The sequence below is a fragment of the Niastella vici genome, assembly GCF_002077945.1.
Classification (GTDB): domain Bacteria; phylum Bacteroidota; class Bacteroidia; order Chitinophagales; family Chitinophagaceae; genus Niastella; species Niastella vici.
The window spans coordinates 339,478-362,727 of sequence record NZ_LVYD01000024.1 but is presented as its reverse complement, the minus strand read 5'-3'; the positions used below and the strand labels follow the sequence as shown (position 1 = coordinate 362,727).

The window sequence follows — 23,250 nt, the reverse complement described above, 5'->3', positions numbered from 1 at the left end:
AGGACCAAAATACTACTCTAACATGGCTATAGTATATGAAATAAATAAAGGCGTCAACCGCTCCCTGGAATTTAAAGGTATCAAGGCGCAGTACATTATTTACCTCGCGATCGGCATGGTAAGTCTGCTTCTTTTATTTGCCATCCTTTTCATCGCAGGAGTAAACACCTATGTCTGCATGTTCATCATTCTACCAGCAGGAGCCGGCTTATACTTCACCGTACAACACATTAGTCATAAACATGGCGAACATGGTCTGATGAAAAAAGCAGCCCGGCGCAATTTACCGGCCTGCGTCCAGTCGAGAACAAGAAAATTATTTATTCAGCTCAATCAACAATCTCATGAGGAAATTAAGAAAACTGGAAGATATACTACCGATATATAAAGTCGAAAACGATACAATTATTTCCAAGCAAGGAGATATCACCGTAGCGTTCAAGGTTGAACTGCCAGAAATATTTACCCTGGCCATAAGTGATTTTGAAGCTTTACATCAAACATGGATAAAAGCAATCCGTGTAATGCCACTTCATACGGTTATACATAAGCAAGACTGGTTTACAGAAAGTACCTACCAGGCTGATTTCTCAAATACCGAACAAAGTTTTTTATCACAGGCAAGCGAACGCTTTTTTAATGAGCGCCCTTATCTCACGCACGAATGCTATTTGTTTCTTACCAAGAAGCCTGCAGGTCGAAAATTAACCAATTCGCTTTTTTCAAATCTGATCAGGCCTACCCTGGTTCCTCAAACTTCTCTGGACTCTAAGCTCATAGAAGGGTTCATGGATAAAGTCGGACAGTTTTGCAAAATCCTTGAAGATTCAGGTTATTTTCAATTACATCGCATAATCGACGCGGAACTGGTAAGCACAGATGACAAACCGGGACTAATCGAAAAATACTGCTACCTCCTACAACCAGGCCAACCCCCGGTTATGCGTGACTTGAGTATCGGTGAAGAAATCAAAATAGGGGATCTTCATTGCAGCCTGTTCACACTCGCAGATGTGGAAAATCTTCCCTCGTTATGCGGTCCCCGAATTAATTACGATCGATATAGTACGGATAAAACAAAATTTAGTGTAGCTTTTGCAGCGCCACTTAGTCAGCTATTACACTGCAATCACCTGTACAATCAGTATATAGTTATCGATGATGCGCAAACTACACTAAAAAAACTGGAAAGCAAGCGTCTTCGTCTTCAGTCCTTAAGTGCATATTCTCGTGAAAATTCAATTGGTCGGGATGCTGTCAACAGTTTTTTAAATGAAGCGATCTCTAACCAACGCTTACCAGTAAAAGCTCATTTTAATATTTTAACATGGACGCCTGATAAAGACCGTTCCAAAGATATCCGTAATACAGTATCGGCTGCACTGGCGCAGATGGATGCTCGTACCAAGCTTGAAACAACCGGGGCAGCCCAAGTCTTTTGGGCTGGCTTGCCCGGAAATGCCGCTGACCTTCCAGGTAATGAACTCTTTGATACATTCTGTGAACAAGCTACATGTTTCCTGAACATGGAAACAAACTACCGCAGTTCTTTATCACCCATCGGTTTGCGACTAGGTGAACGTATCAATGGGTTACCCGTTCACGTGGACATTTCCGATGAACCTATATTAAAAGGCGTATGTACCAATCGCAACAAATTTATTTTGGGACCCAGTGGCAGTGGTAAATCTTTTTTTACCAACCACATGATGCGCAGTTACCTGGAACGTGGCGCTCATTGTGTGATTGTAGATGTTGGTCATTCTTACCGTGGCCTCTGCGAATTGGTAAATGGTTATTATTTTACCTATTCTGAAAAAGATCCCATCCGCTTTAATCCTTTCTACCTGGGCGATGAAGTTCTCGACACCGAACGAAAGGAAAGTATCAAAACACTCTTATTGGCACTGTGGAAAAAAGATGATGAAAATTTCAGCAGAAGCGAATATGTCTCACTTTCCAATGCTTTACAGGCATATTTTGATTACCTGAAGAAAGATACTGAAGTGTTTCCCTGTTTCAATTCCTTTTATGAATACCTAAGAGATAAATTCCTAATGGAATTGCGAAAACAAGGAATTAAAGACAAGGATTTTGATATAGATAACTTTCTGTATATACTGAAACCTTATTATGCCGGTGGAGAATTTGATTACTTGCTCAACTCAACAAAGAATCTTGACCTATTATCACAGCCCTTCATTGTCTTTGAGCTTGATAACATTGCCGGGCACCCGACTTTGTTCCCAGTAGTTACCCTTATTATCATGGAGACCTTTATCTCCAAAATGCGTAAACTCAAAGGCATCCGGAAAATCATCTTAATTGAAGAAGCATGGAAGGCCATAATGCGTCAGGGAATGGCCGAATATATAAAATACCTCTTCAAAACAGTTCGCAAATATTTTGGGGAAGCTATTGTAGTAACACAGGATGTAGATGATATTATAAGTTCCCCCTTCATCAAAGATGCCATCATCAACAACAGTGACTGCAAAATATTACTTGATCAAACCAAGTACATAAATAAGTTCCAGCATATTCAGGAGCTACTCGGTCTTTCAGAAAAAGAAAAGACGCTCATTCTTTCCATGAACAAGGCTAATGACCCCATGCGCAAATACAAAGAGGTATTCATCAGTTTGGGAAGTCTATTGAGTAAAGTATACCGGACCGAGGTTTCATTAGAAGAATACTTGTGCTATACAACCGAAGAAAAAGAGAAAATTAAAGTCCAGGCTTACGCTGAAAAATATGGCAGTATAAAAAAAGGAATTGCCATGCTTGCAAACCACCTCCGTAATCAAAATGCCGCATAAACCTTTAAAGATTGTTCTATGAACAAATTAAAAAAAGCTATAATCATCATTGCCTGCTGCTTTGGTTTTTTGATCACACCCACACGAGGGGAAGCACAAGTAATTGATGTAATCAAAGAAGCAATAAAAAAAGCGATCAAAGCGATCGACCTGCAAGTACAACGTTTGCAAAATGCGACGATTGAGCTACAGAATATCCAAAAACAAGTAGAGAATACACTATCAAAGTTAAAGCTCCAGGAAATTGCTGATTGGACAGAAAAACAAAAAGCTATTTACCAGGAGTATTTCGATGAATTATGGAAAGTCAAATCACTTATTGCTTACTACAGCCGTATTACCGAGATCATTAACAAACAAAAACAACTAGTCACCGAGTATAAAAAAGCCTTCACATTGGTAAAGCAGGACAAGCATTTCTCAGATGAAGAAACTGACTATATCTATTCAGTTTACACAGGGATAATTGGAAAAAGTGTTGCAAGTATCGATCAGATCCTTTTGTTGGTAAAATCCTTTACGGTGCAAATGTCGGATGCCGAACGGTTAGCTCTTCTAAACAGGTCTGCCGATGAAATTGAAACATACATACGCGACCTACGAACATTTACCAACCATAACATACAACTAAGTCTGCAACGTGCCAAAGATCTTCAGGATATCAACACCGTTAAAGACCTGTATGGTATAAGCGAATAACGGCCTTTCATTAATTATCAAAACTAATAAACCTAAAGGTAATGAGTGATTTCTTAGACAAATTGGAGAATCATCGCCAGTTATTGCAGGAACGCGGTTATGATGAAGTCGGACTTGGTTCCCCGGATGAACCTGGTCATTTTATGAAACGACTTGAATACCTTTTTTCCAACTGCGTCGCAGAATCAAGACTACACAGTAAAACCGAAAAGGATTTTTTTATCGACGCATACGGCTTTTTCAATAACGATATGGACCTGGTTGCATTCACATTCCATTACGTTTTTGATCCAGCAAATAAAGACATCGAGCTAAAGAGCTTCATAGCACGCATGGACGGAATAAAACGTCCCTTTTTGCTTGATCGAAATATGTATGATCTCCCAAAAGCCACCCGGGTTCATCAAATTCTCTGCGATGAACGCCAGCTCCGAACAGCAAGAGAAATTATAAATCACGAGCCGGAAATGAAGAACCGATTAAAAATCTAATCATGACAGACATTATTAAAAGACTATTTATACTTTTTTGCTGTACCTGGTCTTCGCAGGTTGTAAATGCTCAAGATCAAAAAAAGGAAATGCTTATCCAAATAGCCAAGCTCCAGGTCTATATTGGATATCTTATAAAAGGTTATAACATAGTTCAAGACGGATTAAACCTGGTATCCGATATCAAAAACGGCGACTTTCATCTTCACCAGTTTTTTTTCGACCGTCTAAAACAGGTAAATCCAAAAGTGAAACTGTATGGCAAAGTAGCTGATATGATTTCTATGCAAATCAGGATGCTTACTGCCTATAAAAATAATTATAAACAGTTCAAACAATCCGGTTCATTTACACCAGAAGAAATTGACTACCTGTTCCAAACTCTCAGTAACCTTCTTGATCTCGCCCTTTCTGATATCAATGATCTCACCACCGTTCTCACTAATGGAGAATTGGAAATGTCCGATAATGAACGTATCAATCGAATCGACAAACTGTGGAATAACATAAGCCTGAAATACCAACACCTTTTTTCTTTTCTCGATGAAATGAAATTACTCTCACAACAGCGCACCCACGAGCTGCGAGACATTCAAACATTAAAAAACATGTATGCACCATGAGAATCATTATAACCATCATATTATTCACTTTTTCACTCTTTTCTTTTAAGCCAGTGAAAGCTCAATCAGAGGAATTACAGCAATTGATGCTGGATCTTGAAAAGCTGAATCAGTTTCGTGCAATTCTAACAAATATGTACAAAGGATACCAGATACTTACCAAAGGGTATAATAATATAAAAAACCTCGCTGAAGGTAATTTCAATCTTCACAAAGTATTTCTCGATGGCTTGCTTCAGGTCAGCCCTACTGTAACAAAGTATAAACGTGTTGCTGATATTATCTCTTTGCAACTTGTACTTGTAAAGGAATATAAAGGAGCATTCAGGCAATTTTCGTCTGCTAATATTTTGAATGCTGATGATCTGCAATACCTCCAGGATGTATACCAAAATTTACTTGACCGCTCTCTAAAAAACCTCGATGAACTTTTGATGATTATCACTTCTGGTCAACTCCGCATGAACGATGCCGAACGGCTGAACGCTATTGATCGCATTTATACCGACATGCAGGATAAGCTTCAATTCCTTCGGTATTTCAATGACAAAACCTACCTGGTCATCGTACAAAAGAAAAAAGGACTACAAGATGTTGACGATTTATCACGCCTATTTGGCATAAAACAATAATTATGAAAATTAAAGCCTTGTATAAATACGGTTGTGCGGCATTGTTTATTTGGCTCCTGCCTTCCACCTCCCAAGCTCAATCATCCGGCAGCGGAGTACAACGCCTTCACACTGTACTGGAGAATTTGTATAAAGAAATGGTCCCTCTTTGTGCACCATTGATAGACATGGCCAGAGCTATCGCAGGATTTGGCGCCCTGTTTTATATCGCTTATCGTGTATGGAGACATATTGCAAATGCTGAAGCTATTGACTTTTTTCCGTTGCTCCGTCCATTTTGTATAGCATTGGTTATCACTTTTTACCCAACAGTTCTGGGTGTTATGAATGGGATTTTGAAACCAATGACCACTACTACCAATGAAATGGTAAAGGATTCCAACAAGGGGGTTGAGCGCCTACTCGCAGCGCGTGCAAAAAATATTGTTGAGAGTAATGAATGGGAAGGTCTTTCTGGTGGTCTTGGTTATAATGATAATAAAGACTGGTATAAATACCAGCAGCCTGATGCTGATAACCAACAAAACGAACTCACACCAGGTAAAGCTTTCAAGTTTTCCTTAAGCATTCTATCCAACACTGTATTTTTCCTTGTTAAAATACTGCTTTCATATTTTTTGCAAATTCTCTATTATGCCGCTGCATTGTGCATCGATGCAATGCGGACATTTCATTTACTTATCCTTGCCATTCTGGGTCCGATTGTTTTATGCCTCGCTACCTATGACGGTTTTCAACATATCCTTCCGGTCTGGATCGGTAGGTACATCAATATCTACCTGTGGCTACCTATCGCCAACATAATGGGCACCATGCTTGGGAAAATCCAGCAAGGCATGCTAAAACTCGATATCAACCAAACAAATTCAGGTGATTTAATTGGCTTTGGACCAACTGATATAGCTTATCTGATTTTCCTGGTAGTAGCCATACTCGGATATTTCTCTATTCCCAGCATTGCAAATTATATCATTCATGCCAGCGGTGCCAACGCACTTATGAGTAAAACAAACCGCATGGTTGCTGCTGGAAAATCTTTAGCGATATCGGCTATGACTGGCGGTGCAAGTGGTGGATCGGGTGGAGGTGGTAGTATGAGCCAGGATATCCAAGGTAACGATAAATATATGTATCCCATGGCTGATGCGGCTAACTCCGAGCCTTATATGAAAGACAGTTATCAGCAAAACAAACTTTCAGGAAAATCTTAGATCAATCTTAATTCCCATGTTCAAACAACTAAAAAATATCGACTCCGCATTTAAACATATCCGCATTTTCTCAATTGCCTTTCTGTTATCCAATTGTGTTATTTGTTGCTATGTGCTTTATATCCTTTACAAAGATAACCAGGCCAATCGAAACCGGATATATCTCCTGGCCAATGACAAACTTCTCGATGCCATTGCGGTTGACAGGAGCACCAAACTTGGCGTCGAAGTTCGCGATCATGTAAAGATGTTTCATTTCTATTTCTACAGTTTAGAACCAGACGATGCAGTTATCACACGGAATATAACAAAAGCTCTTTACCTGGCCGATTCAAAGGCAAAATCAGAATATGAAAATCTGAAAGAAAAGGGTTATTACTCCGCTATGATTTCTGCGAACACTAGCCAGCAGGTAGAAGAACCTGATAGTATAGTAGTAAACATCAATCAATCGCCCTGGTACTTCCGGTATTATGGAAAATTGAAAATTGTGCGGCCTACTACAATTGCTACCCGCTCCCTGATATCTGAAGGTTATCTACGTGTAACGGATGTTAGTGACAACAACCCTCACGGTTTTTTAATCGAACGATGGAATGTTCTTGAAAACAAAGATCTCACCATTGAAAAACGATAAGTATGCTGAATCTATTTCGAAAAAGAAAAAATGAAAAGCAATATCCACACTTAGATAAAGCGGCTGCTTTTTTCGCCCGGAACATTATTCGGTCTCAATCCAATATCGCTAATTGGCTCAGTAAGTATGAACAGCGGATGACCATACCTCAAAAAAAAATTGCCCTGATACTTTTTTGTATAAGCATGACTATACTCGCCGGCACTTTGTTATACCAAGCTGTTACCGGTTCTAGTTCTTCTTCCTGGTTTCAGCAGCCCTCAATTGTCATTCCCGAAACACATCCCCTCCCAGATTCTGCTGTCCTGAATCAAATGAGCATACACATGGATACCCTATCCATTGAAATAGATACTATTCACCATTAAAAAAATGTATATGAAAAATGATAAATTAAGAAAAAGAAAAGGATTAATACTTGTATCGCTGTTCATTTTAGCTGTCGCGTTTTCTTCTGCCCTGATCGTATTGCGGCAGATTCCACGTAGATCCGATGATAAAAGCGATTCATTACGAGCTTTCAATACAAAACTTCCGGATGCAAACTTAAAAGAGTCGGGGCGCAATAAGCTTGAAATTTACATGCAAGCAGAAAAAGATTCCGCAAAACTAAAAGAACTTCAACAAAAGGACGCCTCTGGTAAAAAATGGTTCGATCCAGCACCACCCCAAAATGATGACCAGGTTTTTGCGGATGAATTTCCCCCCAAGAATAGCACTATTCAACCTCACTCATCAACAAAGAAATTTACTGATGCTAACGAACGCAAGGTTAATGACCGGCTCGAAAAATTATACGCAGCTATAAACACTAGCGGCAATGGGCAATCTATGGGTACACCTATAAATACATCGTCAGATATTAATAAATACGACAATAACATTGCGCAGTTGGAAACATTGTTACAACAGGTACAGCGACCTTCATCAGATACAAATCCAGAAATGAAGCAAATTGAAGCTGTCCTAAATAAAGTCCTTGAAATACAACATCCTGAACGCGCGAGCAACCAATTAATTAATAATGCAAACCGATCTGGTACAATCTACAGTGTATCCACTTCTGATAATGTTACGTATGACGATTCTGTAACCCAGCGGTTAGCGGGCAATTCGTTTTTTGGGTTGGAGAACGAAACAGATATATCGCAACCAGAAGACTTATCAACTATTTCAGCCGTCGTACATCAAGATCAGCTATTACAGAATGCTTCCATTATAAAGCTTCGTTTGATACAAGACATCTTTATCAAAGGCACACGTATACCTGCAGGCACTTTTATTTTTGGCCAGTGCAGCCTTGGTGATCAACGCCTTGAAATACGATTTAACAGCATTGCTTACAACAATATTATCTATCCTATTCAATTGACCGCCTTTGATACCGACGGTAACGAAGGAATTTATATTCCAGGCGCCATCGGTCGCGATGAAGCTAAAAATGGTGTTGACCGGGCTATTCAGCAAATGCAACTGGCAACGCTTAATCCTGGTATTGGCGCTCAGGCAGCTAGTGCTGGCATCCAGGCTGCCCAAAGTTTCCTTAGTAAAAAGGTTAAACGAGTGCAAGTTACCGTTAAGGCGGGCCACCGAGTTCTGCTTAAATCCCGTCAATCGAATTAATATTTTTTAATGTTTAAATATTAAACAATGAAAAGCATAATCACATTATTATTTATATTCAGTATTGCATCAAACAGCACAATTGCTCAAATAACAGCAACAAACCTTCCTTTAGCTACTACGATTATTCCTTATAAGTTAGAAGTTGGTTATAATACAACTACAGTCATAATCTTTCCAGTTCCACTTTTACCAGCTGCAGACCGTGGCAACCGTGAAATAATTATACAGCAGGAGAGACTGATCGATAACGTTCTTAAAATCAAAGCTGCAAAAAGCGATTTCAAACCGACCAACCTTCACGTGTATACAGTTGATGGTAAATTATACGTATTCAATATTACCTATACTGAATACCCTGGTTGTACTACGTTTGATCTGAATAAATTATTACAGGACAGTATAATCTCGGCACCATTGCTGGTAGACAGTAAACTGGCTAAAGAATCACATTTATACGAAACAGCACGAAAGGCAAGAGAGTCAAGACAATTTATTTCCAAGGCCACCGGGGATTATGACATAAAATTGCAATTGCGTACTATTCATACTACCAGCAATTGGCTGATATTTGGATTCAGCTTGTCCAATGCATCAAACATTAATTATGACATTGATTTTATCCGTTTTTATATCCATGATAAAAAACGGGTTAAACGCTCATCTATACAGGAACAGGAAATCCAGCCACTTTACATTGATCACTTAACTACAATAGCTGGTCAGCAACGTGACCGATTTGTCATCATTGTTCCAAAATTTACCATTCCTGATAAAAAGGAATTCCTGATCGAACTATTTGAAAAAAATGGGGGCCGCCACCTTACCCTAAGAATTAAAAATAAACATTTACTTAAAGCAAAAACCTTGTAGGTATGCCAGTCCTGGACCATATTAATAATAATAGCCGTCCCAACCGGGTCTTCGACGCGCTACGCTTATATGCTGAACAGGAGGCTCAATTCAAAATCTTCCACCCGGTTGGTGGTCATGATTTACATGCAACAGCATTAAAGCTGTTGCATTATACTCATTTAAAAAATACTTATCGAAAAAAACCAAATAAGGATGAAAAGCAATCCCTACGATTTGTTCGCACTGAAATTGCAAAACTAAAAGCCCGTCTGAATCCAACATTGCTTAACCGCATCCTTTATTCACGTGCCAGCAACAGTATTCGCAATTATATTATGAGAAGAAGGGAACTTTTCGCATCTCACAGTAAACCACTCACGACTATACAGAAATCGCTTATACAAGAAAACAACTTGCAATCTCTTAATGAAAACTTAAAGAAAGCCGGTTTTAATTTCCAAATGGATGGAACCTTGAAAAAGATGATGGACCAGGGATTTCCGCAATTCCATTTACCTTATGCAGATACCCAAAACAAAAACTCATATTTCGTTTTACATTTTAATAAACTCCCTGGTACCGACCAGTATTATTTTGAAAAGTTCGAAGCAGTGGCCCGACCTACACTCGATTCATTATTAAACAAGGATAATACCTGTCAACGACACACCTTTTCTCAAGTCGGTATCGGAGAACGATTTACCGCTTCGGAAGCAGACCGTTTTGTCAATGGTAAATTTGTTTGTAAAACAATACAAGGAAAAGATACCTGGTTATCTTTAAATCCAAGCAATGAACAATTACAATCTGTTTCATTTAACGTCGAAAAAACCCTGGCCAAACTTCCCCTTGCCATCAAAAAGGATACTGCACAGTATGATGCATTGTTACAATCCTTAAAAAATGGCAAATCAAAAGAAGTCGCGCTTCTTATCAATGACATTCCTGTAAAATACATCTTAGACGCCGCGCCAGATCGTAAAACAATTGATGTTTTGGATCGCAATGGGCAGTTGGTTGACACCAATAAACTGTTTTCCGGTCAGTCAACCCAGCTCGCCCAGCAGATAATAGAAAAGCGAAACCAAATGGAAGAAATTATTGATATGGGACAGGGGCAAGGCTTAAAATACAGATAATCAATCATTTAAGATGTGGGGCGCATTGCGCCCCGCATCTTAAAATTAACTACACCTCATGCTTGTCTTTATGAAAAAGTTTGAAGAACTATACGTTGACCAAATAACCCTTCTTGAAAAACAGGGCTACAATTTTTCAGATCAGCATAGCTCTCTGGCAAATACAGATTTCTTAGGTAAACTATTATACAAGTTTCTAAAGGCCTACCAAAAGAGTAATAAACTTAATCAACCTAACCTGTTTTACATAAGCACTACTGGCTTGTTCAAAAAGATTCAGGACGAAATTAAAATTGTGTTCAATTACAAATATTCGCTAGCTGAACCCGCTTTATCTATCCAGAGCCTTTATGTTACAATGAAAGGCATCGGTAAAAGTATTCCTTTAAACTCGAATGCTGAATTACCCAAAGCTGATACAATTTTAGAAACAATGATTAAGGCCTACGAGGCACATCCAAAGAAAAAATATGATGATTTTCTCAAAGCCTTGGACACCCACAAAAACTTGCTTATTCAAAAAGGTTTTGACGAAAAAGGACTAGACAACCAATGGATACCTATTGATAAACATATGGATAGAGTTATGGAAGGGCTCAAAACGGGCCTACTCGAAAATATTGCTACCCCATTTCTCTTCATCATGTTTGATGTCGAGACAAAAGGATATTTTAATAATAAAACTGATGTAGTAGAATTTAAGTTTGGCTATCAATATGATCCTCATACGGTTTCATTAGGATTAAAAACATTGACAGCAAAAATGGATGATACTAAAACTTATTACCTGAAAACAGAAACAGACCTTCCGCATTCATCAACCGTCCATAAACATTTTAGCGAAAACCAAAAATTACTAAGGGAAATAATTCCAGCCTTAAATAACAAATATGGCCACGCTAAAAAGGTCAGGCCCCTAAAATAATGTTCGGATAAAACGAATGTGCGCATTGGCCTCACATCTTTAAAGGGTTCACTCATGCAAATTGAAAAGACATTTATTGCTGACATAAAGGCTATTTTAAGCAAGGCGCGCACCCGCGCTTATGCGATTGCAAATTCTGAAATGCTGAATGCGTACTGGTTAGTGGGTAAACGCATCTCCCAACAGGAACTCAAAGGCGCCCGTAAAGCCCAGTACGGCACATTCATTATACGGGAACTTTCTACCCAATTATTACAGGAATTTGGAAAAGGTTTTGAGGAACGCGAGCTCCGCCGGATGCGGCAATTCTATTTGTATTTCCCTGATCAAACTAACCTTCGATTTGAACTTACCTGGACACATTACCGCTATATCTTGCGCATCGAAGATGCCGAGGTTCGGACATGGTATATAGCCGAAGCGATTACACAAGGCTGGAATACCCGTCAACTGGAACGTAATATCAATTCCCAGTATTATAACCGGATTTTGTCTACACGTGAACCATTACCCGTTTCCCCACTTCCACCGACTGCAACGACATCCGCTACTCCTTCTCATTTACTGAAAGATCCTTACCTGTTTGAATTCTTAGGACTTGAAATGCCTGGTAGTTTTTCCGAAAATGAATTGGAAACAGCGATCATCAATAAACTTCAACATTTCCTGCTTGAATGGGGAAAGGATATGCTTTCGTTGCCCGTCAATATCATATTCGAACTGACACCAAAGAATTTTATATTGACCTTGTATTTTATAATTACCTATTAAAAGGGTTTGTGTTGGTAGATTTGAAAATAAATGAGCTGACCCACCAGGATATCGGGCAGATGGATATGTATGTGAGGTTATGGGATAATTTAAAAAAATTAGACGGAGATCATCCAACCATAGGTATTATACTTTGCTCCGATAAAGACGAAACAATCGTTAAATATTCTATTTTAAACGAAAATAAACAGCTGTTTGCCAGTAAATACCGCCTCTTTTTACCTGATGAAAAACAATTGGCAGAAGAAATTGAAAAGGAACGTCAGCGCATTTGTACAAACCTATAATGGGTAATACTATTAATCAAATAACAATTTCATTATGAAAGTAAAAAAGGCCGGGTTATTCTGTATTTGACAAAATTTATTTTAAAAAAGTCAACACTAAAGTATATGCCATTTAATGAAGAGTATATTTCCGATAGTTTCGATGACAATGGTGAACTGGGTAATGTTTATACACAAATTTCTGAACTGGGTTTTGATCCCATCAATGAGATCCCCAAAGTTTTTTCCCATTATCACATAACAGAGGGGTACGATACTTATGACGACATAAGACAATGCCTTGAAATAGCAACTGACCTTAATGCGCAAACCGCTGTTATTTCATTTATATTTCGTTCTTCAAGAGATTCTGATGAATGCGATTTTAAACTAAACGACATCGAAGCGAGGTTATATCTCACTGAGAAGAACGAAAGGGAAAAAATAGCAGAGATGAGTTTTGGTAAGAAACATGGCCTTCCAACTAAAAATCAAATGATTATAGAAATCTCTGAAAAAGCATTAGAATTATGTAGAATCAACGAAATAAAAAAACAGTTCGGAATCGGGGAACACACACAAACTAATAATAATAAAAAAAACATCAGGCGCTTATAAGCATAGGGATTATTATTTTTATTTTTTTTTGCCCTTTATTGATTTATCACTAATGATACTTTCCGAGATGCAGGAATTGTACCCTTTATAAATTATTCGGTGCTCAATTCTGGATATAACATAGATATTGTCTGATTGCTAATTTCCAGAATCATGGATAAAATTGTCAGCATCATTATTCTTTCGTTTATCCGGCTTCAGCATCTCATTTTCCGCTGTTACCCCTTACACCTTCCCACGTTTCTGCATTTCACCTTACGTTTCAATAAAATTCTCGCATGGCATTCTTACTCGATTCCGAGACCTATAGCGGATATATTACTGTAGCTCTGATCTCGATAGGTTTTCAAGGTTTTCAAGGCTTTTAGTATTTCTTGCTTTGATTCTTCAAACGCGATTCCTTCAACGCCTTCCCGGCTGATATTCACCCAGCTGTAAATATTTTGCAATTAACCCCGCTTTTGACATTTCCGGTCTGCCTTCGGCTGAATGGTAAAACTCTTTGTCAATTTTAAAGAGGCTTTCACAGCCCGCATTAATAAATAGCTGTTTTACATTTTCATTTTCATCTATATCTGAAAGAAGAAAGGTGCTTAGTTTATCAATCGCAAGGTAGTTTATGTCTTCTTTTTGCAAGCCCGTCATAGTTTGTAGTTTATCTGCTTCAGGCGTACCGTTATTAGTTAAAAATAGAAATGTCTTAAGTATGATCTTCCCATCTGCAACCTCACCTAAAAAATACCCAACTTTATTTTTAAAGATAGCATACTCGAATAGTAAAAGGCCATGTTTATTTATGTATACTTTCGGGAGACACAATGAGTCATAAATATTAAAATGCAAAACCGAAATCTCTATCCCATCCAATCGTTCAGCCAACCGGTTAAGTGCGTGCGACTGAATATATACATCCATCACGTTGCCCGGCAGCTTGTATATTTCTTCTGATTGAATACTGATAAGCTCAAGATGTAGCTCAGGTGCCGGCAAATACCAGCCGAGGCGCCAGGCTGGCCGGTGGTGTTCCCCCATCAGTACTTTGATTTTGGGAAGCCGGATCTTGTATATTTCGCTAAACAGGCCTGCCTTTGAAACACCTCTTTCAATGATGGAAGGATTGAATTTGAAGGCATATAAATACTCATTAATATTGCAGCAAAGCAGAGCAGTGGCATTCATAAAGTGGTTATATTCTTTTAGCGCTGTCTCATGTGTAGAGGAATTTACAACGGCAGCAAATGCTTCCAGCCGCTTTTTAACTACAGCAGCACGGGGATAGTCATCATCATTCAACCGTTGTATATATAACATTACGGTAAATGCTGTTGAAAAGTACTCATACAATGATATCTTATCAAGCATACCGATCCCAATTTGTACCTGTTCGTTTTTAAAGAAGTGGGTTATCAGGCAGTTGGAAAACTCAAGTACTTTCGGTGGGATGGACTCTCCCGGTGCTGCTTTCACTCTTACGGGGTGTAATCGAATCTTATACAGAAATTCTATTTCAGATGGGGGAATATACTTTACAATGTCCGAGCCGGCTGCCTTTGCGATCATGTCTTTAACCGCGCTGAGAAATTCATTCACATGGCGCACTTTTTCAATTTTCTCCCGATGAGCCTGGCTCTTGTTTTTCTTTCGCACTGACATAAAGCGAAATTGTAAAGGTTTATAAGTTTTCAGGCCGTTGCTCCACGCCGGCCTCAAAATGTTTTATAAAAATTGGAGCCTCTTGGTTCTGTTCATTGGTCTGGCTTCAGTCTCCCGCCTTCCGCTGCTACTCCTCACATCCGCGCACTTACCTCACCCTTCGTTGCGGGGTATCCGCTTCAGTCGGGGCTAGTCCGGGCTTTCTGCTCCTGTCCGGGCTTTCACTCTCTGCACAGCTATGTTATACGAAATGTTATTCCCAACTCATTTTTACCCAGGGACTATCAACGTCGGTCAATAATACCTGCATATTTTCCATCATGTCTTCAAAATTTGAGCCTTCGATGCCATTCCATACACAACGGGCAAATTGGTACGACACCGACAATTGCTTCCACGAAGTGTAGATGTTGCGAATAGGTTCTACACAACGCATAATTATTTCCAACGCTTCTTCTCGGGTAAGGTATCCGGCATCAAAACTACCACGCGTCAAATTAATAATGCGGGCATAATCCCAGATCAACATTTCAGGCTGCGTATCTTTTCCTATTAGCTCGTGCTGCTGAAAAAGCTCCATGGAATCCCGCATATTGCGAAGCCGTTGCAGGGCCACTTCTTCTTCCATTTCATTCTTCGCCACATACTCTCGCAAAAAAGCCTTACTTTCTTTGATTGAAACCATGTTCATGGCCTGCCAGATTATATCGTATAGTATGCGATGCCCTTCCCGAAATAGCCAGTCGATATTCTCCAACACTTCTTGTTTGCTGTCGATATCCCACCATTCGGAAAGCAATTCCCGGCAGTCCTGCCTGCTAAAACCGGTTGTGAGGTCATTCAGGTATTGCCCGTTCAATACAGCCAGGTCGGCGCCACACGCGATAGCCCATTGCTGGGCAGGTGTAAGGATCGTATCAGCATTGACCAACAACGTGTGTCCTTTAGAACGACCATCGGTTTCCTTAGCAGCATCGCCTGTAAACATTGAGTTGAATTGCTGAATGTTCTGCCCAAACTGACTCAGTTGACTGGCCCACTCATTTGAAACCTGCATGCTTTGTTCCATTTGCTGACGATATACCGCAATCATTTCATCGCTTATTCCCATGGCCTTTAGCCCCTGCAGGTATTGTTCAATAGCATCTTGTTGATTCATGATATAAAGTTTTTACGAACAACAGGTTGACTCCCCCCAAGACCAAAGGCAACCAGTTCGTTTATTTCACGATAACTTTGTTCTCAATACATCAGATACTTCTGCCTCCAGTTTATTCCAGGAAGACAGCAGTAATAAACGGGTAAGTACATTGCGGAAAAATATTCTTTCCAGGATCATGTTAGGAACGATACCATCTACATCTACTTTATTCTTTTTTTCGTTCACAAAGACACCCACCCCAATGATTCCTGATTTTTTTATCAAAACACATTTTTTGGGCGCTGAGAAGTTGATATTCCAACGATCATGCACCAGTTCACAGGTATATTTTCCTTCGAGTTTTGTTTTGATGAAATCGTGCAGTTCATCAATTGGGAGAACTTTAGAATTTTTAAGTTGTAATTCCATAATATTAGGTTTTGCTTACGGCACAAACTTACTACTCCTTTGAAGTGGAAAAACTGCCAATCGAAAAGCGCCGCCACCTTTTTGAAATCCGCAATAGATTAATCAAGATTCGTTTGCAACTCTACCTACCTTAAAACGATGATACGGTCTAATCTTTTTAAAAAAAAACTGGGACAAAAAGGGCCGGCGAAGGTAACAGCCACCCCGGAAAATGGGTAGGAGCAACACGGCATTCCGGCTTGCCTAGGGGCAAGCCGGAATGCTGCCCCCCTCCGGGGGCCCTCATTGGCCCCTACCCATTATTCCGGGGGCCCCGTCTGTTATCACCGGCCTTTCCTTTTTGCCCCAGTTCATTTTTTTTATAAAAGATTGTTCAGGAACTGAAGGAAAAAAATAACATAATTATTCATTTTTAAATCTTTCAGTCCATGAGTGACAACAAAACATACCAGGGTAATACAGCAAGCACTTTTCAGCTCATCTCTGATCAGGCAATCGCACTACTTGAAAAAGGCATCGTGTCCTCGCAACAATCATGGAACCCATACGGGCTTCCGCGTAATATCAGCAGCAGTTATGTTTACAGCGAATGGAACGCCGTTTTTCTGAACTCCATTACTCTTACCAATAAGTACAAAACACCGCTGTTCCTGACTTTCAAACAAGCAACAGAAATGGGCGGACATATACGCCGGGGCGAAAAAGGATACCCGGTTGCTTTCTGGCAAAAGATTGATAACAAATACCGATCTGTTGGCGCCGCTGGTGAAATAGACACAGTGTATAACCGATCACGTATGATTTGTACTACGTATTGGGTCTTTAATATCGACCAAACGGAAAACATTGCCTTTGATATGCCTATACCAGCCAGGCAAAAAACAATATCAGAAAAAAACGAATCCTGCCAGAGATTGCTCGATGGAATGACGAATTGCCCGCCGATCAGGCAGGGAACAGATATGACTGCTTATGTGCCGTCGCTGGATTTTATAAAGATCCGCGATATCGATACATTTGAAAGTACAGATCATTACTACTCGCACCTGTTTCATGTTCTGGCCTTCAGTACTGGTCATCACTCCCGCCTGAACCGAAAAGACTTAACAGATAATGAGGATTTTAAACAACCGGTTACTGCCAAAGAAGCACTCACCGCCGAAATAGTCACCGCTATGTTATGTGCTATCACCGGTATTGTACTGCATCCTGCTGCAAACATTTCAAATGATCCGGGTTACTGGCGCACGCATATAAAGGAAGATAAATCACTCATTTTAAAAGCATCTTCCCAGGCAAGAGCTGCCGTTGATTATATTTTGTCTGCCAAACCTTATGATCATTCTTCAACATCCGACCAGCCATCTGGCGTCGCCACTGCATCATAACGACTATCACCCTATTATTTAACGACAAAAGAATTTTTTGGATATGCTTACCACAAAGCGATCAGGTGAAGATCATGTCACCGTAATACCTTTTTGTCCGCATTGTGCCTGCCACTTCCGTAATCCTGTTATCGTATATAAACTCTGCTTCTGGTTCAATGACAAACTTGATCATGTAGTTACTGAACAGTCCGTCCAGCAATTTTTACTCCAGGCAAATCTATATGGCGCCACCATTTATCCTGATTACCCGGAGCTTGGTTGCTACGCTATCAATACTGACGAACAATTCAGTCCTGCCGGCAAAACCAGGGTCAGTGAAATCCACTACCGTGGTCATGTTATTTACTCCCGCAGCAAGCAGTTGCATTAAGTAAAAAAATCAGTTCTCGGCAATCACTTTCTCACATCAACAAATTCAATTTATGGAGCAATACTATTTTATCGCCACACTAACTGCGTCTGTCAAACTAAGCGACCAGGAATTTGACTTACTATTCCATGAAGCAGCTACACATTATGATTTTGATGTTCAATTTTCTACCCGGATTGGCGGCTTCCTATATGGATATCGAAACAGCAGGGATTTTTTTAAAGAATCCGGTGAGGTTTATGATGAAGTTATCTTTTCTGAACGTCAGCTCGATCTAATGATGAAGGCGCTCGAGTTCAGTCAAAGTGAACCAGCCTCACAACTACGCTCAAAACTACTTGGCATCTTCAAAGATCTCCAGCAGAAAACCGTAACGGTTAACAAATCCCTCAACCAGGTAAAGTTTATTGGGCATTTTATCGAGTAAATCACCTAGTAAGCAGTAAAAAGTCCTTTACCTACACTTGGCAAAACTTGTTTCAAAAAATAATAATCAAATAAATAACATTTATGAAAACCAATAAACAGAATGCGGGTGCTCAAATGCCAACCCGATTTACCTATTATGCCGATGCAGGGCATGCGTGGCTCGAAGTTCCATACAGTGCCCTGCTTACGCTTAATCTTCATCACCAAATTACAGGTTTTTCTTACCGGCAGAATGATATGGTTTACCTCGAAGAAGATTACGATGCAGTACTATTTGTAAAAGCATATTTATCGTATATCGGTAAAAAGGAAAATGATTACGAAGCATTCAGGGCGATATGTAGTCAAATTCACGATGGAAATTACTCACAGATAAGAAATTACCGGCATTACCATACTCCGGCTGGCGCCAGCCATAAAATTGAAAGCACATGAGTAGTAAAAATTCTTGCCATTTAGGTTTGCCCGCTATGCGCACAGGTGTATTACAAACAACTATAAAAAATTGCACCCAGTTAAAAAACATCAGGTTCACACAACAGCCGTATTACCGTGAATTATTCTTGCAATACAATCAGCTTGTCCGGCTACTTCAAATTTTAGACCAAATGGAAGAAGTGCTGGCCACCCTGGTTGAAAATAAAGCAATCGGTTCAGAAGTCCTGTATAAGGAACCTCACCGGCTAGCTGGTATTATTCTGAATGCAGGATTGCAGGACATTACCAACCAATGCGCTCCCCAAAGGCCAGATGATTTCGCACATTCGATCCACCTGCAGCACATCTTACAACAAATCCGCATGCTGAAAAGCAACACGGTCACACTACAGGTAGATCTCCTGTAATTATACCCATTTAATTTTTAATGAAAGCCCGGTCCACTGTACCTCACCTGGTATGGCGGCCACGGGCTTTCACCATTTATTTCTTATTCAAAAATTTAACTATGAAGCACAATTATGAAGAACACAAACAAAAACGCATTGATAACGCAAAAAACCAGATTGAAAAAAATAAAAAACAGTCAGCCGCTTTTTATAAAAAGGCAGATGACATCGCATCCTATATCCCGCCCGGACAACCGATCCTTGTCGGCCACCATTCCGAAAAAAAACACCGCCGCGCTCTTGATCAAATCCACAATTCAATGCACAAAGGCGTCGAAGCGTCCAAAAAAGCAGAGTACTATGAAGCCAGAGTAAAGGCGATGGAGGAAAACCACGCTATTTCTTCGGATGATCCTAACGCTATTGAAAAATTACAGGAAAAACTGGCGGCACTCGAAAGTATGCAACAGTTTATGAAAGATACCAACAAGTGTATCAAAAAACAGGATAAAGAAAAATTCCTGGCACTCGAGTATGGCACAGACAAATTGTGGCAAGAGCTCAACCTTCCCGGTCGTTTTCAAGGCACTGGTTATCCAGGTTATAAACTTACAAATAACAATGCCAATATGCACCGCATTCGCCAACGTATCGCCTATTTGAAACAGGAAGCTAAACGAGTTCCTACTGATACCATGATTAAAGGTGTTCGGGTATTGGAAAATACATATGTTGGAAGACTACAACTCATTTTTCCTGACAAACCTTCTTATGAAATCCGGCAACAACTAAAAAAGAGGTGGGGTTTTAGGTGGTCTCATGAAGAACAAGCATGGCAACGGCAATTAAATAACAACGCCGTTTTTGCTGCCACTGAGTTTCTAAAAACCTACGAGCCACCATCCATTCCAATCAATACAACTGCTTCCGATACTCAGTCAGAAAGTGCAGCCTAATCCATTCGTCAAACATTTTTTATCACCATTAAACTGTAATTGTTATGACAACAGAACAATTTTATGTTCAGGTTGCTGAACATTTTCTTACAAATTATAAGCCCGGTGATACTGCCAGGGCCGTTTTTGAACGGTATGCCAAGGAAGAGTTTGGATGGGGAGAAGCCAGGGCTAAAAAATTTGCTGAAAAGGCAGAAAAAGGAAGAGCCGTCGAAGCCTTAATAAAAGCACAAAAACGCTTTTATCTATGGTACAAGCTCAACTATATGAAAGATGTGGCAATTGTTGAAGACCCGGGAACACCGACTGATCCGCAAACAGATTAACCAACAGATCACTTACCTGAATCCTGTCACCTACAAGTATACGTTCACACTTTAAATATCTACTATGATAACAGATGCAAAGGCCCGGGACCTTGCCACTCTTTGGCATACCGGAGATCAATCTGCGCTATATCAATTCGCAACGCAGTCTTATTACCGTCCGGAAAAGTCCGTGTTATACCTGTGGGAAATTCTGCAGCAGTTACAAAATGAATATTTTTTACCATGTCCATATTCTTTGACTGGTGAGCAACGATACCAGCTGGAGGCACTGAAATCCTACTTTGAAAATGAAATAAAAAGCTGCACTTACTTAAAAATTGAATACAAAAAGCATCCAGTCTACGGTTACCTGTACCCAGACGCAGTGGCCGGGGCCGATGATTTTGCAGCTTTCGAAACAGTAAAAGTGCCCGTTTAGCCGTACCACAGAAACGCTGTTTTCTAACGGCAAAGAACAATTCCGGGGCGGATAGAAAACACCGTCCCGGTTTTTATAACCATTGCTTGACATTAGGACTTCATAAACAGAAATAAATAACCATTTTAAAATACCGATATGTTCGCAATAAAAAATAGAGTTCAATTGATTGGCAACCTCGGGCAATTGCCTGTTATCCGCCTTACCGAAAGCGGTAAAAAAATGGCCCGTTTTTCAATTGCCACCAATGATACTTATAGAAACGCCAAGGGGGAACGCGTCACTGAGACTTTGTGGCATAAGGCAGTAGCCTGGGGGAAATTGGCTGAGATCGCCGAAAAGTTTTTTGCCATAGGAAGAGAAGTGGCTGTATCCGGTAAACTGGTACATCGCAGGTATACCGACAAAAACGGTATTAACCGTCTGGTCACCGAAATAGTACTGAACGAATTATTGCTGCTGGGTATTGAACCCAAGTTGCAAAACGAACCTACTGAACAAAACGAAGATTTTGAGCATTCGCATCTTGATGAAGAGTTTTGAACACTTTGCTAATCACCCATTAACGCAAATTACCAAACATCATTCATTACTCAATTAATTAAAAACGATGAGTCATGAACAAAACTTCAGACTTAAATACTATTGAATTATTTATCCGTGATCATTATGAGCAATTAACCAATCACCAGCTTTCAGGAAAATTAGGCATTACTATTTCTGCTGTCAGAACTGCCTGTCGCCGGTTGGGATTAAAAAGAATGGAGCTGGAATATTTCACCGGGGAAATGATCGTATTTCTGAAAGAACAATATACCATTATAGGAGACACAGAACTTGCCACAATCTTTCAGCAAAAATGGCCGAAGCAAAAGGGATGGACAAAAAAGCATATTGAAAAGAAAAGAAAGTACCTGCATCTATCCCGAACTCCCGGTCAAATAAAAGCCATTCATGAACGTAACGTAAAAGCTGGTTGTTTTCGCCTCTGTCCTGTAAAAGCCTGGGATAAAGTCGGGCGAACACCTGATGGCGAAATTCATTACTGGTCAATGCAGAAAGGAGCCCGCAAAATTCCCTTTATCAAAATCAACGGCAAATTTATTCAGTGGGGACGCTGGGCATGGCAACAAATATATGGTGAGATTGCTGAAGGAATGAATGTCGTATTCAGGGACGGGGACCCTCATAACCTTACCATCGATAACCTTGTCCTTCTCTCCAATGCGGAACTATCGCGTAAAAATTCCGCCAAAAGCAGCCAGGCCCTTTCAGATAACTACGTAGCGGGAATTCTAACCCATGGTAATCCCACACTTCGCGAACTGTTAAAAAAAAATCCAGCCCTGCTGGAACTTAAACGTCAACAACTCACATTAAACCGAATTATTTATGAACACGAAACAAATAACTGATACACTCGAAGCAATAAAGAGTAAAACCTTTCAATACGGCACCAACATTTATTATGTGCTGGACTATAAAATTGATGAAATAAAAGAACGCTTCATCATCAAAACCAATATTTGTTCCTTTGAACGGCCATTCGAGTCCATCGAAGAATTTTTAAAATACTGGAAGCCTGTTACCAATATCATTTCTCTGAAATCCAATCCCGATGCTGAACAACAGGTTGCCCTGTTTATGGAACAGGAAAATTCTTTCATCGGCGATGTGATATCCATTCTAAAAGACAACATTACTAAAGTCCAGGAAAATAAAGAGTACATCCAACAGGCTCAGACTATCAACAAGTCCATCAATGCGATGGTCAGTATTATTAATATCCGTCTCGGTATGCTTAAACCGGCTAATTCTATCCGTAAATCCAAACGTGGTGAAATACCCGTTGAAAAATACAAAGGTCTTCCATGCCTTCCGGAGAATCAAGAAGAGATTCACCCTGGCTCAGACCATGAAGGATGAACTGCTGACAGAACTACGCTAAACCTTTAAAAATAATGAGATCATTTATGTATACAAATATGGATGCACCGA

Annotated in this window: 28 protein-coding genes and 1 pseudogene; 26 read left to right on the top strand and 3 right to left on the bottom strand. The window is 39.9% G+C overall.

What is annotated here, in order from left to right; genetic code table 11:
- Positions 1-22 precede the first annotated feature (22 nt).
- The 15 genes and pseudogenes from A3860_RS09215 to A3860_RS09145 all read left to right on the top strand — a co-directional run bounded on the left by A3860_RS09215 (position 23) and on the right by A3860_RS09145 (position 13,309).
- Positions 23-388 (top strand): DUF4133 domain-containing protein, encoded by a 366-nt coding sequence (locus A3860_RS09215; RefSeq protein WP_081146360.1) that lies wholly within the window; start codon positions 23-25, stop codon positions 386-388.
- Positions 345-2,819, top strand: coding sequence for a TraG family conjugative transposon ATPase (locus A3860_RS09210; RefSeq protein ID WP_081146358.1), 2,475 nt, complete (start codon positions 345-347; stop codon positions 2,817-2,819). The genes A3860_RS09215 and A3860_RS09210 overlap by 44 nt, the downstream gene beginning before the upstream one ends.
- Before the next feature lie 18 nt (positions 2,820-2,837).
- The gene (locus A3860_RS09205) at positions 2,838-3,518 is read left to right on the top strand and encodes a conjugal transfer protein TraI (RefSeq protein WP_081146356.1); all 681 of its coding nucleotides are present in this window, start codon (positions 2,838-2,840) and stop codon (positions 3,516-3,518) included.
- Positions 3,519-3,559: 41 nt separating this feature from the next.
- Positions 3,560-4,009: a hypothetical protein gene (locus A3860_RS09200; protein ID WP_081146354.1), complete on the top strand. Its 450-nt coding sequence runs from the start codon at positions 3,560-3,562 to the stop codon at positions 4,007-4,009.
- Positions 4,010-4,011: 2 nt separating this feature from the next.
- Positions 4,012-4,632, top strand: a complete 621-nt coding sequence (locus tag A3860_RS09195; RefSeq protein WP_081146352.1) for a hypothetical protein — start codon at positions 4,012-4,014, stop codon at positions 4,630-4,632.
- The gene (locus A3860_RS09190; RefSeq protein WP_081146351.1) at positions 4,629-5,264 is read left to right on the top strand and encodes a hypothetical protein; all 636 of its coding nucleotides are present in this window, start codon (positions 4,629-4,631) and stop codon (positions 5,262-5,264) included. Before A3860_RS09195 ends, A3860_RS09190 begins: the two co-directional genes overlap by 4 nt.
- Positions 5,265-5,266: 2 nt before the next feature.
- Positions 5,267-6,475 (top strand): conjugative transposon protein TraJ, encoded by a 1,209-nt coding sequence (gene traJ, locus A3860_RS09185; protein ID WP_081146349.1) that lies wholly within the window; start codon positions 5,267-5,269, stop codon positions 6,473-6,475.
- Positions 6,476-6,491: 16 nt separating this feature from the next.
- Entirely contained in the window at positions 6,492-7,112 is a 621-nt protein-coding gene (gene traK / locus A3860_RS09180) for a conjugative transposon protein TraK (protein WP_081146347.1), read from the top strand.
- A gap of 2 nt (positions 7,113-7,114) precedes the next feature.
- On the top strand, positions 7,115-7,480 hold the full coding sequence (locus A3860_RS09175; RefSeq protein WP_081146345.1) for a hypothetical protein: 366 nt from the start codon (positions 7,115-7,117) through the stop codon (positions 7,478-7,480).
- A 10-nt stretch (positions 7,481-7,490) separates the two neighbouring features.
- Positions 7,491-8,735, top strand: a complete 1,245-nt coding sequence (gene traM, locus A3860_RS09170) for a conjugative transposon protein TraM (RefSeq protein WP_158085177.1) — start codon at positions 7,491-7,493, stop codon at positions 8,733-8,735.
- A 27-nt stretch (positions 8,736-8,762) separates the two neighbouring features.
- Complete coding sequence (gene traN, locus A3860_RS09165; RefSeq protein WP_081146341.1) at positions 8,763-9,608, top strand: conjugative transposon protein TraN; 846 nt, start codon at positions 8,763-8,765, stop codon at positions 9,606-9,608.
- A gap of 2 nt (positions 9,609-9,610) precedes the next feature.
- Positions 9,611-10,729: a hypothetical protein gene (locus tag A3860_RS09160; protein WP_081146340.1), complete on the top strand. Its 1,119-nt coding sequence runs from the start codon at positions 9,611-9,613 to the stop codon at positions 10,727-10,729.
- A 70-nt stretch (positions 10,730-10,799) separates the two neighbouring features.
- On the top strand, positions 10,800-11,654 hold the full coding sequence (locus tag A3860_RS09155; protein ID WP_143774023.1) for a hypothetical protein: 855 nt from the start codon (positions 10,800-10,802) through the stop codon (positions 11,652-11,654).
- A 54-nt stretch (positions 11,655-11,708) separates the two neighbouring features.
- Positions 11,709-12,712: pseudogene (locus A3860_RS09150) on the top strand (PDDEXK nuclease domain-containing protein).
- Positions 12,713-12,817: 105 nt separating this feature from the next.
- Positions 12,818-13,309 carry a hypothetical protein gene (locus A3860_RS09145; protein ID WP_081146336.1) on the top strand — a complete coding sequence of 164 codons (492 nt, stop codon included), beginning with the start codon at positions 12,818-12,820 and terminating at the stop codon, positions 13,307-13,309.
- 402 nt (positions 13,310-13,711) lie between these two features.
- On the opposite strand, the gene A3860_RS09140 is transcribed toward A3860_RS09145, so the two are convergent.
- The 3 genes from A3860_RS09140 to A3860_RS09130 all read right to left on the bottom strand — a co-directional run bounded on the left by A3860_RS09140 (position 13,712) and on the right by A3860_RS09130 (position 16,532).
- On the bottom strand, positions 13,712-14,956 hold the full coding sequence (locus tag A3860_RS09140; protein ID WP_143774022.1) for a hypothetical protein: 1,245 nt from the start codon (positions 14,954-14,956) through the stop codon (positions 13,712-13,714).
- A 259-nt stretch (positions 14,957-15,215) separates the two neighbouring features.
- Positions 15,216-16,121, bottom strand: coding sequence for a DUF1266 domain-containing protein (locus tag A3860_RS09135; protein WP_081146332.1), 906 nt, complete (start codon positions 16,119-16,121; stop codon positions 15,216-15,218).
- Between the two features lie 66 nt (positions 16,122-16,187).
- Positions 16,188-16,532: a hypothetical protein gene (locus tag A3860_RS09130; RefSeq protein WP_081146330.1), complete on the bottom strand. Its 345-nt coding sequence runs from the start codon at positions 16,530-16,532 to the stop codon at positions 16,188-16,190.
- Positions 16,533-16,960: 428 nt separating this feature from the next.
- Here A3860_RS09130 and A3860_RS09125 point away from each other — a divergent pair, with 428 nt between their 5' ends.
- The 11 genes from A3860_RS09125 to A3860_RS09080 all read left to right on the top strand — a co-directional run bounded on the left by A3860_RS09125 (position 16,961) and on the right by A3860_RS09080 (position 23,178).
- Positions 16,961-17,920, top strand: a complete 960-nt coding sequence (locus A3860_RS09125) for an ArdC-like ssDNA-binding domain-containing protein (RefSeq protein ID WP_081146327.1) — start codon at positions 16,961-16,963, stop codon at positions 17,918-17,920.
- A 43-nt stretch (positions 17,921-17,963) separates the two neighbouring features.
- Entirely contained in the window at positions 17,964-18,293 is a 330-nt protein-coding gene (locus A3860_RS40495; RefSeq protein WP_143774021.1) for a hypothetical protein, read from the top strand.
- 52 nt (positions 18,294-18,345) lie between these two features.
- Positions 18,346-18,720 (top strand): hypothetical protein, encoded by a 375-nt coding sequence (locus tag A3860_RS09120; protein ID WP_081146326.1) that lies wholly within the window; start codon positions 18,346-18,348, stop codon positions 18,718-18,720.
- A gap of 83 nt (positions 18,721-18,803) precedes the next feature.
- Positions 18,804-19,157, top strand: a complete 354-nt coding sequence (locus A3860_RS09115; RefSeq protein ID WP_081146323.1) for a hypothetical protein — start codon at positions 18,804-18,806, stop codon at positions 19,155-19,157.
- Positions 19,158-19,330: 173 nt separating this feature from the next.
- Entirely contained in the window at positions 19,331-19,567 is a 237-nt protein-coding gene (locus A3860_RS40490; protein ID WP_143774020.1) for a hypothetical protein, read from the top strand.
- A gap of 101 nt (positions 19,568-19,668) precedes the next feature.
- Positions 19,669-20,505 (top strand): DUF3560 domain-containing protein, encoded by an 837-nt coding sequence (locus A3860_RS09105; RefSeq protein WP_081146465.1) that lies wholly within the window; start codon positions 19,669-19,671, stop codon positions 20,503-20,505.
- A gap of 44 nt (positions 20,506-20,549) precedes the next feature.
- Positions 20,550-20,831 carry a hypothetical protein gene (locus tag A3860_RS09100; protein ID WP_081146319.1) on the top strand — a complete coding sequence of 94 codons (282 nt, stop codon included), beginning with the start codon at positions 20,550-20,552 and terminating at the stop codon, positions 20,829-20,831.
- Between the two features lie 64 nt (positions 20,832-20,895).
- Positions 20,896-21,252, top strand: coding sequence for a hypothetical protein (locus tag A3860_RS09095; RefSeq protein ID WP_081146317.1), 357 nt, complete (start codon positions 20,896-20,898; stop codon positions 21,250-21,252).
- Between the two features lie 138 nt (positions 21,253-21,390).
- The gene (locus A3860_RS09090) at positions 21,391-21,795 is read left to right on the top strand and encodes a single-stranded DNA-binding protein (RefSeq protein WP_081146315.1); all 405 of its coding nucleotides are present in this window, start codon (positions 21,391-21,393) and stop codon (positions 21,793-21,795) included.
- A gap of 74 nt (positions 21,796-21,869) precedes the next feature.
- Positions 21,870-22,667: an HNH endonuclease signature motif containing protein gene (locus tag A3860_RS09085; protein ID WP_081146313.1), complete on the top strand. Its 798-nt coding sequence runs from the start codon at positions 21,870-21,872 to the stop codon at positions 22,665-22,667.
- Entirely contained in the window at positions 22,645-23,178 is a 534-nt protein-coding gene (locus A3860_RS09080) for a hypothetical protein (protein ID WP_081146311.1), read from the top strand. Before A3860_RS09085 ends, A3860_RS09080 begins: the two co-directional genes overlap by 23 nt.
- The last annotated feature ends 72 nt before the right edge of the window (positions 23,179-23,250 follow it).